Source organism: Williamsia sp. 1138 (genome assembly GCF_002095435.2).
GTDB lineage: Bacteria > Actinomycetota > Actinomycetes > Mycobacteriales > Mycobacteriaceae > Williamsia.
In genome coordinates this window covers 112,701-128,450 of record NZ_MJEJ02000035.1, presented here as the reverse complement: position 1 = coordinate 128,450, position 15,750 = coordinate 112,701, and the positions used below count along the sequence as shown (strand labels likewise).

The window sequence follows — 15,750 nt, the reverse complement described above, 5'->3', positions numbered from 1 at the left end:
TTGATACATGCCCTTCCGGGAAGATGCCGCCGACTGTCCCTGTTGATTGCTTGGGTGGAAGGTGTTGTCTTATGCGGGTTCTCGATGTGGTGTCGGCTGTGACTGAGCTGGTGGTCCCTGGTGATTGTGCGGAGCTGTTGGTGTTGGTGCGTGATCTGATCACGTTGCGTAATGCCACCGAGCATCAGGTGTCGGTGTGTGCTGCGGTTCTCGATGAGTTGGGGGTGGCGCGGCAGGCGGGGTCTACGACGTCGAAGTTGTTGGAAGCCAATGGTGCTGCGCCGGCGTCGGCGCAGCGGTGGGTGCGAATCGGTGCCGGTTTGGCGGGTTTGGATCGCACGGCCGGGTGGGCCCGTGATGGGTACCTGTCGTCCGAGCATGTTGATGCGGTGGTCAAGGGTCTAGCCGGTATCGAGGGGCGCTCGGACGAGCCGGTCACCGACGCCGAGCGTTACGAATTTGAGGGGGAGCTGCTGAACGGGGCGGTGTCGGGGGCGCCGCCGGCTGAGATCAGTAAGACTGCTCGAGGTCTGGGTAACGCACTGGCTGCAGATACCGGTGGGAAACCGCCCGCGGAGGACCCTTCCCTGAACAGTCTCGATTATGCGGTCGGTAGCGACGGGCGGTGCGTGGGGAAGTTCGATCTGGATGTGAAGATCGGGGAGAAGTTGTTTTCCGCCCTGGACTTCTGGTCGAAGCCGCGTCCGGAGCCGGATGGTTCTCCGGATGCGCGGACGCCGACGCAGGCGCGGGCCGATGCGTTGCATCAGTTGCTCGACTGTGGCGGTGGTGGGCAGGGGTTGATCTCGGCGCCGCGGACCGAGGTGAATGTGACGGTCCCGGCCGATCATCCTGATCAGGCGTCGTTGCGGTGGATGGGTCCGATCACCGAAGCCACCGCAGCAGCGTTGGCGTGTGATTCGACTTTCACCTTCATCACCCTCGATGGGCAGCAGGTGCCGATTGATCTGAGCCCACCCAAGCGTTTGTTCACCGGGCCGGTCCGTAAAGCCATCATCATCCGCGACGAGTGCTGCATCAAGTGCGGGGCACCGGCGACGTGGACTGATGCCCATCACATCAAGCACTACATCGACGGCGGGGAAACAACCCTGGCCAGTGGATGTTTGTTGTGCCGGACCTGTCACGGCGCCGTCCACAACACCGGCTGGGACGTTGTGATGGGCTCCGATGGGCATCCGTGGTTGATTCCGCCGGTCGAGATGGACCCACACCAGCGACCGCTACCGGCCTATAACAGGCGAACCATGACCCTCGCCGCGTAACCCCTGGTACTGAACGATTCTGACTGACCCCTGGCATTTTCGACCAGCCGCACCCGGCCCCGCCGGGACCGCGCACGCAATCTTGATAACTCCATAGTGTGAAAGCGCACGGTGTTGCCGCCCAGACGGGCTGGGCGGCAACACCGGATCGGCTCAGAAGCCCTTGTCGGACAACCATGTCAACGTTGCGTCTGCGACGTCTTTCCATCCACTGTCCATGGTCAGCGAATGCCCTCGGCCGTCGAACTCCTGATATTCGGTGATCGAACCACTGTCGGCGTACTTCGCGAAGACCTCCTTGGTCACCTTGGCCGGGACGGTGTGGTCTTCGGTGCCGGAGGTCAGCAGCAGAGGCCCACGGTCCGCCTTGTGGGTGTCGACGGCGGCCGGCGAGTTCTTACGAAAGTTCGCCGTGGCGTCCTCGAACAAGGGAAGTCCGGGTCCGGGTATGGTCCACTTCTCGAAGAGCTCGTCGGACTCTTCCTCGGCGAGTGCGTTTCCGAAGCTGTAGCGGAACTGTTTCGCGGTCAACGCCACCGTCTTCTTCTTGTTCCCAGGGTTCGACAACACCGGGAAAGCCGACTTGAGCTGTGAGAAGGGCAGTGCCTTCACGCCTTTGATGGGAGCTGGATCGATGGCGATGGCCGCCGCGGCACAGTCGTTCGCGAGGAGTTCCTGCGCGATCAGACCGCCGAACGAATGTCCGATGACGATCGGTTTGACGTCGGGTGTGCCGATCAGATCCGCGTAGTGCCGGCAGATCTGTTCGATGCCGACCTCGTTGAGTGAGTCGGGGTCGTCCCTGGTCTCCTGGACCGTCGCGCCATCGCCAGGCCACCCGGGTGCGGTAGCGGTATAGCCGTGCTCGGCGAACAGGGTGATCCATGGTTCCCACGCGCTCGAGTGGATCCACAATCCGTGAATGAAGATGACCGGGTTTGTCTTACCGGCGGATGCAGTCATGCGATTGTCCATTTCTTGTTGCTGGATGGGATTCAGAGCGTCTTGATCAGGCCGCCGTCGATCGTGACATCAGCCCCGGTGAGGTTGGCGGCCCTGTTACCGGCGAGAAACAGCACGACGTCGGCGACCTCCTCCGGAGTCGTGAACCGTCCGGTGACGGACTCCGCAGCGGCACCTTTCGCCACATCGTCGGCAGCGCCGCCACCTGCCTGGGCGATGGTCTCGGCGACACCACCCGTACCGAGCCAAAGTCCGGTCGAGACCGGTCCAGGGCTGACGGTGTTCACTCGAATACCGCGTGCGCCATATTCTTTCGACAGCGATTTGCACATGTTTGTCAGTGCAGCCTTCACCGCGCTGTAGTCGATGACGCCGGGATCGGGAAGGAAGGCGTTCACCGAGCTGACGGTGACGATGGAGCCCCCGCCGCGCCGGAGGAGTTGTGGAACAGCGGCTCGGGTGGTGCGTACGGTCGCCATCACGCCCAGCGTCCACGACGCCAGCCATTGCTCGTCGGTCACGCTGACGAAGCCACCGGGGCGCGGTGTCACCGCGCCGGCGTTGTTGACCAGCACGTCGACCCCACCGAGATCCTCGGCGCGCCTGACCAGTTCGATCGGGCCCTGCGGGGTCGTCAGATCCACTGAGACGAACGACACCTGGCCGGCATCCTCGAGTCGTGCCAGTTCCGGACTCCGACCGCGTGCCCCGGCGACCACATGTGTTCCTTCAGCGGTCAGCGCGGTGGTGACCGCCAGTCCGATGCCCTTACTGGCACCGGTGACCACAGCGATTTTTCCCGAGAGACCGAGATCCATGGTGCACTCCCAAAGTGGAGGGGCGGCACTGCGTCGCTCGATGACCCGACCGCATCTAACGCGGACTGTAGACCTGATCGTGTCTGTCGGCACGACATGTCGCAAAAGTCCGGACGACGATCTCGCGGTGTTACTCCCAACGAACGAACGTCGAACCCAGGGTCACCCCACACCGGAGTTGGGCTCGACCACCGCGCAGGGTGCGGTACGGACCACCAGTGGATCAAGGGTGTTCAGGACGAAAGCGGCGACACGACGGGTCGCGGCGAGACCGCGGTGGGCGGTGTGGTCGATGGCGCATCCCTGTTGCACAACGATGTTGGTGACATCGGTCCCCGGAGGCCCTGGCGCCTGGCCCGAGGTGTACGGGATGACCAGTTCGTCGTACTTCGTCGAGATGTTGGTGTACCGCACGCCGGGGACGTAGGGACTGCCACCCGAGTTGAGTTTTTCGATGAATGGCTCGCCGCTGACTGCCTGCGTGCACGCCGGGCAGAACGGGATGGACGGCACGTTCGGGAGTCCGAACTGCTCTTGCAGTGCACCGAGGGTGTTCTCTCCGGAACCGGTGCCCTCCCACAGCCCGCCCAACGACACCAGGTTTGCCACGACGGCGTCGCCGCCGAGGAACTTGACGTAGTACCCCGAGGTCAGGCTGCCCTGAGAATGCGACACGATGTCGACCTTGTCCGCCCCGGTGGACGACCGGACCCGGTCGACGAAAGCGGAGAGTTCTGCCGCACCTGTTTCCAGTGGTGCGAGCGCTCCGATCGCGGACAGTGGCCACGCGGCATCGGGAATCGCTCCGTAGGTCAAGGTGTAGACGCAATAGCCCTCGTTCTTGAGCAGAGGACCATAGACACCCCAGTTGACCTGCTGGCTGGCGAAGCCACCGTGCACCAGGACCACCGGATCGGGGTGCTTCGCACTGGGTCGACACGACCAGTCATTGGTACCCGGCAGTGACCCGTTCGGGTTGGTCAACTCGGCGATGATGCCGGTGTTGAAGTCGTAACTGACCGGCAGTGGCGCACCGGTTGCCGTAGCCGGCAGCAGCGCCGCAAGGCCGATGGCGGCCACTACTGACAACCCCACATGTCTGAGAAATCCGCGCAAGATGCCCTCCCCTGGGTGCGTAGATGCGGCAACGTTAACAACGAACCCTCTGGCGCCCGTCGATTTCGGGAGAACCCGTTCGACGTATGGAAGACAGGCCGCGACCGGCACTACGGTTGGCGGCAACCATGACATTAAGGACCAGAAAATGCGCACACTGATCGTCACCGCTTTTGTTTCCCTCGACGGCGTCATGGAGGCGCCTGGTGGGGAAGACGGGTACCGCAACTCGGGGTGGACCTTCAAAGACGTCGCGTTCGACCCCGCCGCCTACGAGATCAAGGGACGCGAACAAGAGGAGACCACGGCACTCCTTCTCGGCCGGACATCGTACGAGGCGTTCGCCCCGATCTGGCCCACCATGGACGACTTCGCCGGATACAACGCGATGCCCAGGTACGTCGTCTCGACGACATTGCAGTCCGACGACGAGCGTTGGCCCGCAACCATTCTCCGTTCGGTGGACGACGTGGCGGCGCTGAAGGAGACCGAGGGCGGCCCGATCGCTGTGCACGGCAGCGCGACCCTCGGCCGAACTCTCGCCGACGCCGGCCTGGTCGACCGCTATCACCTTCTCGTCTTCCCCCTGCTGCTCGGTGCAGGCAAACGACTGTTCAGCGACGCCGACAAGGACGCCACGAAACTCGATCTCGTCGAATACGAGGCCTACGGCAACGGCATCCAGAAGCAGATCTTCGACGTCGTGCGCTGAGACGACCTCGGGTCGGGGCGTCGCCCGCCGCCGCATACGGTGAAGTGTCCGTCCCGTCCCGAGCCAGGAGTATCTGATGAGCGCGCGCACCCCCAGCCAATGGGAAGAGATCACCGCCGCCGATCCAGAGCACTCGACCCGATACGTCGAGCGCTTCCGGGAGATGGCGGCCAGGGGCCAGGACATCGTGGGCGAGGCGCGGATGGTCGACGCGATGATGTCCCGCGGCGGTCGCGTTCTCGACGCGGGATGCGGACCCGGCCGTCTCGGCGGCCACCTGCACGCTGCCGGCCACACGGTGGTCGGCGTCGACATCGATCCGGTCCTGATCGCCGCAGCGCAGCAGGACTACCCCGGCCCGACGTGGCAGGTCGGCGATCTCGCCGAACTGGATCTGCCAGCTCGGGGGATTGCCGCCGGTTTCGAGGTCATCGTCTGTGCCGGAAATGTGATGGCGTTCGTCGCGCCATCCACCAGGCAGGCCGTGCTGGCCGGCTTCGCCCGTCACCTCGCGCCGACCGGGCGCGTGGTCGTCGGGTTCGGGTCCGGGCGGGGCTACGAGTTCACCGAGTTCTTCGACGACGCGGCGGCAAGTGGACTGTCCATCGATCACCGATTCTCGACCTGGGATCTGCGGCCGTTCACGAACAGCTCCGACTTCGTGGTCGCGGTGTTCTCGCGCGCAGGCTAGCCGTACTTCCTGGCGCCACCGACATCGAGATCAGAGGTTACGGACGCGTACGCAGACGTCCTGGTAGATCGAAAGCAGATCAGCTCCAGACGATTCCGTGGTCGCGCGGCTGACCCACTCGTCGAACGCCGACCGTAGTGCGAGTTGTGCGATCTCGAGGATCAGTCGCACGTGTGAACGGACCTCGATGCCGTACTCGGTCTCGAGGAGCGCCGAGAGACGCTGCGAATTGTCCGAACACCGGCCGACCACCGCGGCACTCAGGCTGGCGTTCGAGCAGACCAGTTTCTGGATGCGTGCGATGGTGCGGGCGACCTCACTCTGCTCGTCACGGAATCCCTCGATGACCGCGGTGAATGCGGCCTCCACGTCGGCAAGCGAGAACTCGGTGGGATCGGCGGCGACGACGCAGGCCCGCAGTGCTTCATCGAATCCATACAGGTCGAAGAGCACCGACTCTTCTTTTGTGGTGAAGTATCTGAAGAACGTCCGCGCGGACACCCCAGCATCTCTGGCTATCTCGTCGACCGTCGTGACGTCGAAACCCTGTCGCTCGAACAGGGTGAGCGCTGCCTGCTGGATCTCGTGCAGCGTCCTGGTTCGTCGCCGGGCCCGCAGATCGGTGGGGGCCTCTGGCGCTGACGTGGCTGTCATTCCACGAGCGTATCCGCTGGATGCACGTTTTCGTCAGCTGGTGACAATGTGGCAGTCACTGCCACTTGGTATATGCTGCTGAAGTTCTGCACTGCGATGAGGGGGATGTGATCGTGACCGAGGATGCAATGGTCGACACCAAGGCGGCCGGCGCCGATACCCAGAAGGCCGCGAATCCCGTGCTACTCATCGGGCTGCTGCTGATCGCGACCTTCGTCGTGATCCTCAACGAGACGATCCTGAGCGTCGCCCTACCGACCCTGATGGTCGACCTCGAGATCACCGCGTCGACGGCACAGTGGCTGACCAGCGGCTTCCTGCTGACGATGGCCATCATCATCCCGACCACGGGCTTCATTCTGCAGCGCTTCCACATGCGCACGGTGTACATCGCCGCGATGAGTGCATTCACCGTCGGCACCCTGGTCGCGGCCCTCGCACCAGGATTCGAGGTGCTGATGGTGGCGCGGGTGATCCAGGCCGGCGGCACCGCACTGATGATCCCGCTGCTGATGACCACCATCTTGAACGTGGTGCCCGAGCACTCGCGTGGTCGGACCATGGGCCTGGTGTCCATCGTGATCTCGGTGGCGCCCGCCATCGGACCCACGGTGTCCGGTCTGATCCTCGAGTCGTTCGACTGGCGTGCGATGTTCTGGATCGTCCTCCCGATCGCTGCAGCGGTGCTCGTGCTGGGTGGGCTCTTCGTCCGCAACGTCACCGAGCCCCGCAAGGCTCATCTCGACTTCATCTCGGTCCCGCTGTCGGCACTCGGATTCGGTGGGTTGGTCTACGGCCTGAGCAGCATCGGCGAATCGGCGGCCGGGCACGCGCCCGTCCCGCCGTGGGTCCCGCTGGTGATCGGTGCCGTTGCGCTCGTCCTCTTCGTGATCCGGCAACAGCGGCTCGTCAGTCGCGGGTTCGCGCTACTCGATCTGCGCACCTTCAAGGTCGCCTCGTTCCGCCTCGCGGTCGGTCTGATGGGCGGCCTGATGCTGACCCTGTTCGGCGCACTGATCCTGCTGCCTCTCTACCTTCAGAACGTGCTCGACAAGAGCGTGCTGACCACCGGCCTGGTCTTGCTGCCGGGTGGTCTCGTCATGGGACTGTTGGCACCCGGTGTCGGGGCGCTGTTCGACCGCTGGGGTGCCCGTCCGCTGGTGCTGCCGGGCACGATCGCGATGAGCGTGGGTACCTGGCTGCTGGCGACGCTGAACACCACCTCGTCGCTGGCCCACGTGATCGGTGCGCACGTCATCCTCAGTGCAGGTATCGCTTTCGCCCTGACACCGCTGATGACCTCGGCCCTGGGTTCGCTCCCGCCGGAACTCTATTCACACGGCAGCGCGACCGTGAGCACGGTTCAGCAGGTTGCGGGCGCGGCAGGCACCGCCCTGTTCATCACCCTGATGACCCGCGGAACCACGTCGTCGGTGAATGATGGCGCCGACGAGGTCACCGCGTACTCCGACGGCACCCATCTTGCGTTCATGGTTGCCGGGGTGCTGTCGGTGGTGCTGATCCTGGCCGCCACGATGGTCAAGTCCACGAAGAAAACCGGCGCCGACATCTCGCAGTAGTCGGCGCCGGCTCTCGGCTTCTGAGGTAGCTGGGTTCAGGCCTCGTCGGCCTGACGCTTTTCTTTCTCGGCGTCGGCGAGCTTCTCCACCCGATCGGCCTGCGCCCGGGTAGCGGCCGCGTCTTCGCGCTTGGCGGCGGCGTCCTTCTTCTTGGCCGCGGCCGCGGCAGTCGCCTGATGCTCCGCGGCTCGGATCTTCGCCTGCTCGTCACGCTTCGCCGCGTCCACGGACTTCTTACGTTGCGCGGCCACTTCGTCCGCTTGCTTCTTGGCGGCGGCAGTGCGCTCGGCAGCCTCCTCCGCGGCTTCCTTCTTGCGCTGCTCTGCCGTCTGGCGCGCTTCGGCGACGTCTTCTTCTGCCTCCTCCCGCGCGTTCCTCTGCTCGGCGACGGCCTTGTCGCGCTTGGCCTTCAGCTCGGCGTCCGCGGCCTGACGTTTGGCCGCCGCCTGTGCATCGAGTTCTGCGGCCTTGGCCAGGGCATCGCTGCGTTCGGTGAGCGCGGCCCCGCGCTTGGCCAGAGTGGAGTCACCGAGCACACCTCCGACAGTGGCATCCAGTGCTCCCAGCGAGCGCTCGTAGAACAACCGGGCGGGAGCCTCGGCATCCCACTTGGCCACGACCTGGTCTTCAATCAGCTGCAGCGGAAAGCGGGCGATTCGGTATTGAAAACGTAGAACTGCGAACGGAATAGCGGTGACACTCATCAATGGCTCCTGGTGGTCGTGGATGGTCAGGGCAGGTCGGCCTCGTTGGACAGGCGTTCGGTCTGCCGCCTGATCCGGTCCGCCTCGGTCTGAGCGCTGGTGGCCTCGGCCGTCTTAGCTCGGTGATCGTCGGCGGCTTCGATGACGTCCTCTGCGGCGTCGCGAACGTCTCCGCGCTCCTTCGCCTGCGCCAGCGCGATCTCCCGTTCGGCGTCACGTTCGGCCTGCGTCTTCTCGCGGGTGGTCTCTGCGGCTGCGGCTTGCTCGGCGGCGTGCTTTTGCGCAGTGGCGCGTGCGTCTGCCGCGTTTTTCGCGCCTCCTGCCTCGACGCTGACCGCCGTGCGCTCCTGTGCACTCTCGATCTTCGCCTCGTTCTCTTCGGCTCGCGCCTGAGCGGCCTCGGCATCGGCGACGGCCTCGACGCTGTTCGCCCGCTTGCGCTCGGCGGCCTGCGTCTGCTCGAGCTGTCCCTCTGCGGTGAGCGAGTCGTTTCCGATCACGGCGCCGGCAACTTCCTTCGCCTTGCCCTTGACCGAATCGATGAGACCCTTGCGGGCCTCGTCGGCCTTGTTGTGCTCCGTCATGTTCAGCTCCCTCTCGAGAAAGAATCTCGTCGACTCGCGGTGAATCAGCGGTTCTGTTGTCCGGGTCCAGTGGTTCCACAGGTAGAACGTGTTCAAACGCAGATGTGACGGGTGACTCGGCGACCATCGCGCGGTCCCGTCGTGCCCGATGTCCGATTCGCCGGTAGTGTGCGCTGCTAATCTCCTACGCGTTGACCTGCCACACGACTTCTTCAAACCTCGAGGACTTGCCATGGCCAGCACGACAGAATCCCGCGACCACTCCACCCCGGTCACCACCGGGCCCCCGAAGGTCGCTGTCAATTGGCCCGTCTTCATCGGTTCGGGCGTCGGCATCATGGGAATCATCATCTGGGCGCTGATCGACCAGGAGGGCGCGGATGAGGTCATCGGCACCGCGGTGTCCTGGGTGGCGACCAACCTCGGCTGGTTCTACATCCTGCTGGTCACCGTTGTCCTTGTGTTCGTGCTGTGGGCCGCCATGTCCGCGGTCGGCCGGGTGAAACTCGGTCCTGACCACTCGAAGCCGGTGTACAACCTGTTCTCCTGGACCGCGATGCTGTTCGCGGCCGGAATCGGCATCGATCTGATGTTCTTCTCGGTGGCCGAGCCGATCACCCAGTACCTGGCGCCGCCGGTGGGGGACGGGGAAACCGCGGAGGCCGCCCGGCAGGCCCTGGCGTGGACGCTCTTCCACTACGGCATCATCGGCTGGGCGCTCTATGCACTGATGGGTATGGCGCTCGGGTACTTCGCCTACCGTCACAATCTGCCGCTGAGCATCCGTTCCGCGCTGTATCCGATCTTCGGCAAGCGCGTCGAGGGAGGGCTCGGCAACTTCGTCGACATTGCGGCTCTGCTGGGGGCGATCTTCGGGCTGGCGACAAGTCTGGGCATCGGGGTCGCCCAGCTCAACGTCGGACTGGATGAACTGTTCGGCATCCCGAAGGGCAACCTCGCACAGGCCGGTCTCATCGCCGTCGCCGTGGTGATCGCGACATTGTCGGCCGTCGCCGGCATCGACAAGGGCGTTCGCCGGCTCTCCGAACTCAACGTGATCGTCGCCATCGGCCTGATGCTGTTCATCCTGATCGCCGGATCGACCGCATACCTCTTCGACGGCATCGTGCAGAACGTCGGTGATTTCGCGAGCCGCTTCCCGGGCATGACCCTCAACACCTTCGCCTACGACCGGCCCGACGAATGGCTCTCGTCGTGGACGCTGTTCTTCTGGGCCTGGTGGATCGCGTGGGCACCTTTCGTCGGACTCTTCCTGGCCCGGATCTCCCGCGGCCGCACGATCCGGCAGTTCGTGCTCGGCACCCTCACCGTGCCGTTCCTGTTCATCCTGGTGTGGATCTCGATCTTCGGTAACAGCGCGATCGAGGTGGTGCGCGGCGGCAACGCCGAGTTCGGGGAGACCGCGGTGTCGGCCCCTGAGCAGGCCTTCTACGGGTTGCTCGACGAGTACCCGGCCGCGCCCCTGCTGATCGTGATCGCCACCCTCACCGGGCTGTTGTTCTACGTCACCAGCGCTGATTCCGGCGCGCTCGTCATGTCGCACTTCTCGTCGCGCATGACCGACAACGAGTCGGACGGACCCGCGTGGGTGCGGATTTTCTGGGCCGCGGCGACCGGACTGCTGACCCTGGCGATGCTCATGATCGGCGGCATCACCACGCTGCAGAACGCGACCATCATCATGGGCATCCCGTTTGCGCTGGTCATGGTCTTCATCATGCTCGGTCTGTTCAAAGCGCTTCAGGTGGAACGTAATTGGGCCGCCTCCGCCCGCTTGTCCCTGCCGAAGGCACTGTCCACCCGGGGATCCGGCGGCACCGCACTGCACTGGCGGCAGCGCATCGAACGCTCGGTCCGGTACCCGGACGTCGAGGCGGCGGAACGGTACGCCACGACGGTCGTGGGGCCGGCCCTGGGCGAGGTCGCCGAAGAACTCACCGCCGCCGGCAGACAGGCAACCGTCGGCGAGCAGGTCGTCGATACCTGTGGCATCCACGCCTACCATCTCGACGTCGCGTTCGACGGTGAGCGCCCGTTCCACTACCAGGTGTATCCGACCGAACACCTCATCCCGCAGTACGGCCGGCTGCCGAGCAGCCCCACCAAGTTCTTCCGTCTGGAGGTGTTCTCGGCAGATGGCAGCAACGGATTCGACGTCTTCGGGTTCACCAAGGACCAGCTCATCAGCAACGTGCTAGACCACTACGAACGGCATCTCGAGTTCTTGCACCGGTCTGTAGGTGCCGATTCGACCGCGGTCGACGCCGAGCCTGTGCTCGACTGGTCGCAGGACTTCGAATCCATCCCCACCGAGGACGACGACGTGACAGCACGGAAAGAGGACGCATGACCGCTCAGACCCTGTTCATCGACGGTACGTGGGAGGCCGCGGCCGATGGCGGCACCCGGGACATCGAGTGCCCGGCGGATCGAAGTCTTGTGGGAACGGTCAGCGAGGCCTCCCGCGAAGACACCGAACGTGCCATCGCCGCTGCGCGTCGAGCCTTCGACGACGGCCGGTGGTCATCGGTACCCGCCCCCGACCGTGGGGCCTTCCTGCTGCGCGTGGCAGGGGCTCTGCGCGAACGCAAGGCCGAGTTCGCACGCGCGGAATCTCTCGACACCGGAAAACGACTGGTGGAGTCGGAGATCGACATCGACGACATCACCGCGTGCTTCGAGTACTTCGGGCGCGCCGCCGCGCAGGACGCCGGACGGCTGGTGGATGCGGGCAGCGACACGGTCGTCAGCCGCGTCCAGTACGAACCGGTCGGCGTCTGCGGCATGATCACGCCGTGGAATTATCCACTGCTGCAAGCCGCGTGGAAGATGTCGCCTGCACTGGCCGCCGGGTGCACGTTCGTTCTCAAACCTGCGGAGCTGACCCCGCACACCGCGATCCTGATGATGCGGGTCTTCGACGACCTCGGTCTGCCTGCCGGGGTGGCGAACCTCGTCACCGGCGCGGGCCCCGGCGCAGGGGCTCCGCTCTCGGAACACCGCGACGTCGACATGGTCTCGTTCACCGGGGGACTGGTCACCGGAAAGGTCATCGCTGCGGCGGCAGCGGCCACCGTGAAGAAGGTGGCCCTCGAGCTCGGCGGCAAGAACCCGAACGTCATCTTCGCCGACGCCGACTTCGATGCTGCGGTGGACAACGCCCTCAACGGAGCCTTCGTCCATTCCGGGCAGGTGTGTTCGGCAGGGGCCCGCATCGTGGTGCAGGACAGCATCGCGGAGAAGTTCACCGATGCACTTGTCGCCCGGGCCGAGAAGATCAGGCTCGGCGGGCCGTTCGACGACAACGCCGAGACGGGTCCGCTGATCTCGGCGGCCCACCGCGACAAGGTGGACGCATACATACAGAAAGGCGTCGCCGAAGGTGCGCGCCTGCGGTGCGGCGGCACGTTCGGCGCCGGTACATCGGGGGATTCGGACCTCGACGCGGGCTATTACTACACGCCGACGATCCTCGATCAGGTCCGCCGCGGGATGTCGGTGGTGATCGACGAGGCGTTCGGCCCGGTGGTCACCGTCGAGACGTTCACCGACGAAGAGGACGCGATCGCGATTGCGAACGACACCGACTACGGCCTCGCCGGCGCGGTGTGGACCCAGGACGCAGGCAAAGCCCAACGGGTCGCGAATCGGTTGCGGCACGGCACCATCTGGATCAACGACTATCACCCGTACCTGCCCCAGGCAGAGTGGGGCGGTTTCGGTCACTCCGGCGTGGGTCGCGAACTCGGACCCAATGGTCTCGATGAGTACCGCGAGGCCAAACACGTCTACCAGAACATCGCGCCAGCGGTCACCGGTTGGTTCGAGAACAACTCTCAGGGGAGCATCTGATGAGCGCCGAGCGGACATTCGACTATGTGGTGATCGGCGGCGGGTCTGCCGGATGCGCTGTCGCCGCCAGATTGTCGGAGGACCCGTCGGTCAGCGTGGCGCTGATCGAGGCCGGGCCGGACGACCGCGACGTCCCTGAGGTCCTGCAGCTCGATCGGTGGATGGAACTACTCGAATCCGGTTACGACTGGGACTATGTCGTCGAACCGCAGGAGAACGGTAACTCGTTCCTGCGGCACGCACGGGCCAAGGTGATGGGCGGATGTTCCTCGCACAACTCGTGTATCGCGTTCTGGCCGCCCGCCGAGGACATCGACGAATGGGAATCGGTCCACGGCGCAACAGGCTGGAACAAAGAGACGGCCTGGCCGCTCGTCAAGCGCCTGGAGACCAACGAGGACGCCGGCCCCGATTACCCGCACCACGGGGACAGTGGCCCGGTGCACCTGATGAACGTCCCGCCTGCCGACCCCTGCGGCGTCGCCCTGCTCGAGGCCTGCGCGCAGACCGGGCTACCCACCACCAAGTTCAACACAGGTGCCACGGTGGTGCAGGGCGCCAACTTCTTTCAGATCAACAGACGCGCGGACGGAACCCGCTCGTCGTCGTCCGTCTCCTACATCCACCCGATCTCCGACCGTCCGAACTTCACCTTGCTCACCGGGCTGCGTGCCAAGAAGCTGATGTTCGACGGGCGGCAGTGTGTCGGCGTCGAGGTGGTGGACGGACAGTTCGGACGCACGCACGTCGTCCGGGCGAACGCCGAGGTGGTGCTCTCGGCGGGCGCGGTGGACTCCCCGAAGTTGTTGATGCTCTCAGGAATAGGGCCGGCAGATCACCTGCGGGAGATCGGGATCGACGTACTGGTCGACTCGCCCGGTGTCGGGTCCAACCTGCAGGATCATCCCGAGGGTGTCATCTCCTGGGAGGCGAAGCGGCCGATGACCGAGACCTCCACCCAGTGGTGGGAGATCGGGATCTTCGACACCATCGATGCCGGGCGTGATCGCCCCGACCTGATGATGCATTACGGGTCGGTGCCCTTCGACATGCACACGGTGCGGCAGGGCTATCCGACCTCCGAGAACGTCTTCGTACTGACCCCGAACGTCACACACGCACGGTCTCGCGGGACCATCCGACTGCGCACAAGGGACTTTCGGGACAAGCCTCTCGTCGACCCGAAGTACTTCACCGATCCCGATGGCTATGACATGCGCATCATGATCGCCGGGATCCGGCGCGCCCGCGAGATCGTCGCGCAACCGGCGATGGCGGAGTGGGCAGGCGACGAGCTCTTCCCCGGCGTGGATGTGCAGTCCGACGAGGATCTCGCCGAGTACATCCGGCTCACCCACAACACCGTCTATCACGTCGCGGGGAGTGTTCGGATGGGCGCGGTCGACGACGCCGAGTCGCCGCTCGACCCCGAGCTCCGGGTCAAGGGCGTCGACGGATTGCGCGTCGCCGACGCCTCGGTGTTTCCCGAGCACACCACCGTCAACCCGAACATCACGGTCATGATGGTCGGCGAGCGGTGCGCCGATCTGATCAAGGCGGCGCGGGCTCGCTAGGGAGCTCCGCGGTCGCGTCCGGCAGCAGCGTCGGCAACGGCCGAATCACCGTCGCGCAGTTCGAGCTCTGTCAGGAACGGATCGATCGCGTCCTCGATCGCCCGGTTGTAGAGCACAGGTTGCTGCCCCGGATTGGCGTGCCCGGTGCCCGGCATGCGAACGACCAGCAGCCGCCCGTCGGGGCCGCCGGTGTGCTCGAACAGTGCCCGCTGGCTGTAGTCGACGTCGACCACGGGATCAGCGTCGCCGAAGGTCGGCCGGAGGAAGACGAACGCCGGGCTGTTGTCGCCGGAGGTCAGGGTCTCCAGGTCGTCTTGAGCGCCGGAGGCGACGATGGCACGGAACTGCGACTCGATCAGACCGTTGCTGGCGGTGTTCTTCGACAAGATCTTCTTGTGCATCACCTCGTCGACGACGTGGGTGAGTTCGCCCAGGTCGACGAACCGATTGTGGCCGGACGACGGGAACAGGTAGCGATCCTTGCGTGCCACGGTCTCGACCAGCAGTCGCAGCGATCGACTCTCCCGGGCACCGGGTAGCCAGCCCATCCAGCGCAGCATGTCCTCCCCGGCGTCTCGGCTCTGCGCGCGGACGGCGTGCAGATTGATCGGTGTGCAGTCGAGGATGACGGCCTTCAACTCGAGGTCGGTGTCCTCGGCGATGTGCTCGGCGACTTCGAGTGCGATGATCCCGCCCATACTGTGGCCGGCCAGCACGATCCGGTCGACTCCTTCACGCAGGGCATGCTGGGCGATGATCCTGCTGATCACCGCGGTGTCGAGACCGGAGTTGTCGTACTGCACCGCCCAGACCTGACCGATCCTGGTGAACGAGGGCAGTGCCATGGCCGTGGCGCTCGCGTCGAGATTGCCGAGGCCGACGAGGTCGACGACTGCGGTGTCCTGGTCGAGCGGGTCCTGCGCGTCGTAGATGTGGTGTACCTGCGGGTGCGTCGACGCCAGCCGGGCGCGCTCGGGTGCGACGTCGTACACCCAATACTGGGTGCACACGATGACCACGGCCAGTAGCGCGACACCGAGCTGCACAACGGAGCGGCGAGGTGTTCTGCCTCCGCCCGATCGGGTCTCACGCAGCCGCTCTTTGCGGCGGTCATCGTCCCAGTCGGTGACCGTCCGCGGAGCGGGGCGGAGGTCGTAAGCCATTGCGCTCCAGTCTAGGCGCGCGGGCGGTGGGC

At 65.1% G+C, this 15,750-nt stretch carries 14 protein-coding genes; 7 read left to right on the top strand and 7 right to left on the bottom strand.

Going from position 1 to position 15,750, the window contains the following annotated elements:
• Positions 1 to 71: 71 nt before the first annotated feature.
• Positions 72 to 1,286, top strand: a complete 1,215-nt coding sequence (locus BH683_RS08415) for an HNH endonuclease signature motif containing protein (protein WP_084835797.1) — start codon at positions 72 to 74, stop codon at positions 1,284 to 1,286.
• Positions 1,287 to 1,439: 153 nt separating this feature from the next.
• On the opposite strand, the gene BH683_RS08410 is transcribed toward BH683_RS08415, so the two are convergent.
• The 3 genes from BH683_RS08410 to BH683_RS08400 all read right to left on the bottom strand — a co-directional run bounded on the left by BH683_RS08410 (position 1,440) and on the right by BH683_RS08400 (position 4,162).
• Positions 1,440 to 2,249, bottom strand: coding sequence for an alpha/beta hydrolase (locus BH683_RS08410; protein WP_084835813.1), 810 nt, complete (start codon positions 2,247 to 2,249; stop codon positions 1,440 to 1,442).
• 32 nt (positions 2,250 to 2,281) lie between these two features.
• Complete coding sequence (locus BH683_RS08405) at positions 2,282 to 3,067, bottom strand: SDR family oxidoreductase (protein ID WP_084835796.1); 786 nt, start codon at positions 3,065 to 3,067, stop codon at positions 2,282 to 2,284.
• Positions 3,068 to 3,229: 162 nt separating this feature from the next.
• A complete protein-coding gene (locus BH683_RS08400; RefSeq protein ID WP_246833256.1) occupies positions 3,230 to 4,162 on the bottom strand; it encodes a lipase family protein in 933 nt (310 codons plus the stop codon).
• A gap of 169 nt (positions 4,163 to 4,331) precedes the next feature.
• Between BH683_RS08400 and BH683_RS08395 the strand changes: the two genes are divergently transcribed.
• Together BH683_RS08395 and BH683_RS08390 are read left to right on the top strand one after the other, a co-directional pair.
• Positions 4,332 to 4,895 carry a dihydrofolate reductase family protein gene (locus tag BH683_RS08395; protein ID WP_084835794.1) on the top strand — a complete coding sequence of 188 codons (564 nt, stop codon included), beginning with the start codon at positions 4,332 to 4,334 and terminating at the stop codon, positions 4,893 to 4,895.
• Between the two features lie 76 nt (positions 4,896 to 4,971).
• Complete coding sequence (locus tag BH683_RS08390) at positions 4,972 to 5,586, top strand: class I SAM-dependent methyltransferase (protein WP_084835793.1); 615 nt, start codon at positions 4,972 to 4,974, stop codon at positions 5,584 to 5,586.
• A gap of 30 nt (positions 5,587 to 5,616) precedes the next feature.
• Here the strand turns inward: BH683_RS08390 and BH683_RS08385 are convergent, their stop codons facing one another.
• Complete coding sequence (locus tag BH683_RS08385; protein WP_084835792.1) at positions 5,617 to 6,240, bottom strand: TetR family transcriptional regulator; 624 nt, start codon at positions 6,238 to 6,240, stop codon at positions 5,617 to 5,619.
• A 113-nt stretch (positions 6,241 to 6,353) separates the two neighbouring features.
• Between BH683_RS08385 and BH683_RS08380 the strand changes: the two genes are divergently transcribed.
• Positions 6,354 to 7,820: an MDR family MFS transporter gene (locus BH683_RS08380; protein WP_348639218.1), complete on the top strand. Its 1,467-nt coding sequence runs from the start codon at positions 6,354 to 6,356 to the stop codon at positions 7,818 to 7,820.
• A 35-nt stretch (positions 7,821 to 7,855) separates the two neighbouring features.
• On the opposite strand, the gene BH683_RS08375 is transcribed toward BH683_RS08380, so the two are convergent.
• Together BH683_RS08375 and BH683_RS08370 are read right to left on the bottom strand one after the other, a co-directional pair.
• A complete protein-coding gene (locus tag BH683_RS08375; protein ID WP_084835791.1) occupies positions 7,856 to 8,524 on the bottom strand; it encodes an IF2 family translation initiation factor in 669 nt (222 codons plus the stop codon).
• A 26-nt stretch (positions 8,525 to 8,550) separates the two neighbouring features.
• The gene (locus BH683_RS08370; RefSeq protein WP_084835811.1) at positions 8,551 to 9,108 is read right to left on the bottom strand and encodes a CsbD family protein; all 558 of its coding nucleotides are present in this window, start codon (positions 9,106 to 9,108) and stop codon (positions 8,551 to 8,553) included.
• A gap of 232 nt (positions 9,109 to 9,340) precedes the next feature.
• On the opposite strand from BH683_RS08370, the gene betT reads away from it, so the two are divergent.
• From betT to BH683_RS08355, 3 genes are read left to right on the top strand one after another with little or no spacing between them, the layout of a single operon-like run.
• Entirely contained in the window at positions 9,341 to 11,479 is a 2,139-nt protein-coding gene (betT, locus tag BH683_RS08365) for a choline BCCT transporter BetT (RefSeq protein ID WP_084835790.1), read from the top strand.
• Complete coding sequence (locus tag BH683_RS08360) at positions 11,476 to 12,981, top strand: aldehyde dehydrogenase family protein (protein WP_084835789.1); 1,506 nt, start codon at positions 11,476 to 11,478, stop codon at positions 12,979 to 12,981. Before betT ends, BH683_RS08360 begins: the two co-directional genes overlap by 4 nt.
• Positions 12,981 to 14,555, top strand: coding sequence for a GMC family oxidoreductase N-terminal domain-containing protein (locus BH683_RS08355; RefSeq protein ID WP_084835788.1), 1,575 nt, complete (start codon positions 12,981 to 12,983; stop codon positions 14,553 to 14,555). The genes BH683_RS08360 and BH683_RS08355 overlap by 1 nt, the downstream gene beginning before the upstream one ends.
• Here the strand turns inward: BH683_RS08355 and BH683_RS08350 are convergent.
• The gene (locus tag BH683_RS08350; RefSeq protein ID WP_084835787.1) at positions 14,552 to 15,718 is read right to left on the bottom strand and encodes an alpha/beta hydrolase; all 1,167 of its coding nucleotides are present in this window, start codon (positions 15,716 to 15,718) and stop codon (positions 14,552 to 14,554) included. The genes BH683_RS08355 and BH683_RS08350 overlap by 4 nt on opposite strands.
• Between the last annotated feature and the right edge of the window lie 32 nt (positions 15,719 to 15,750).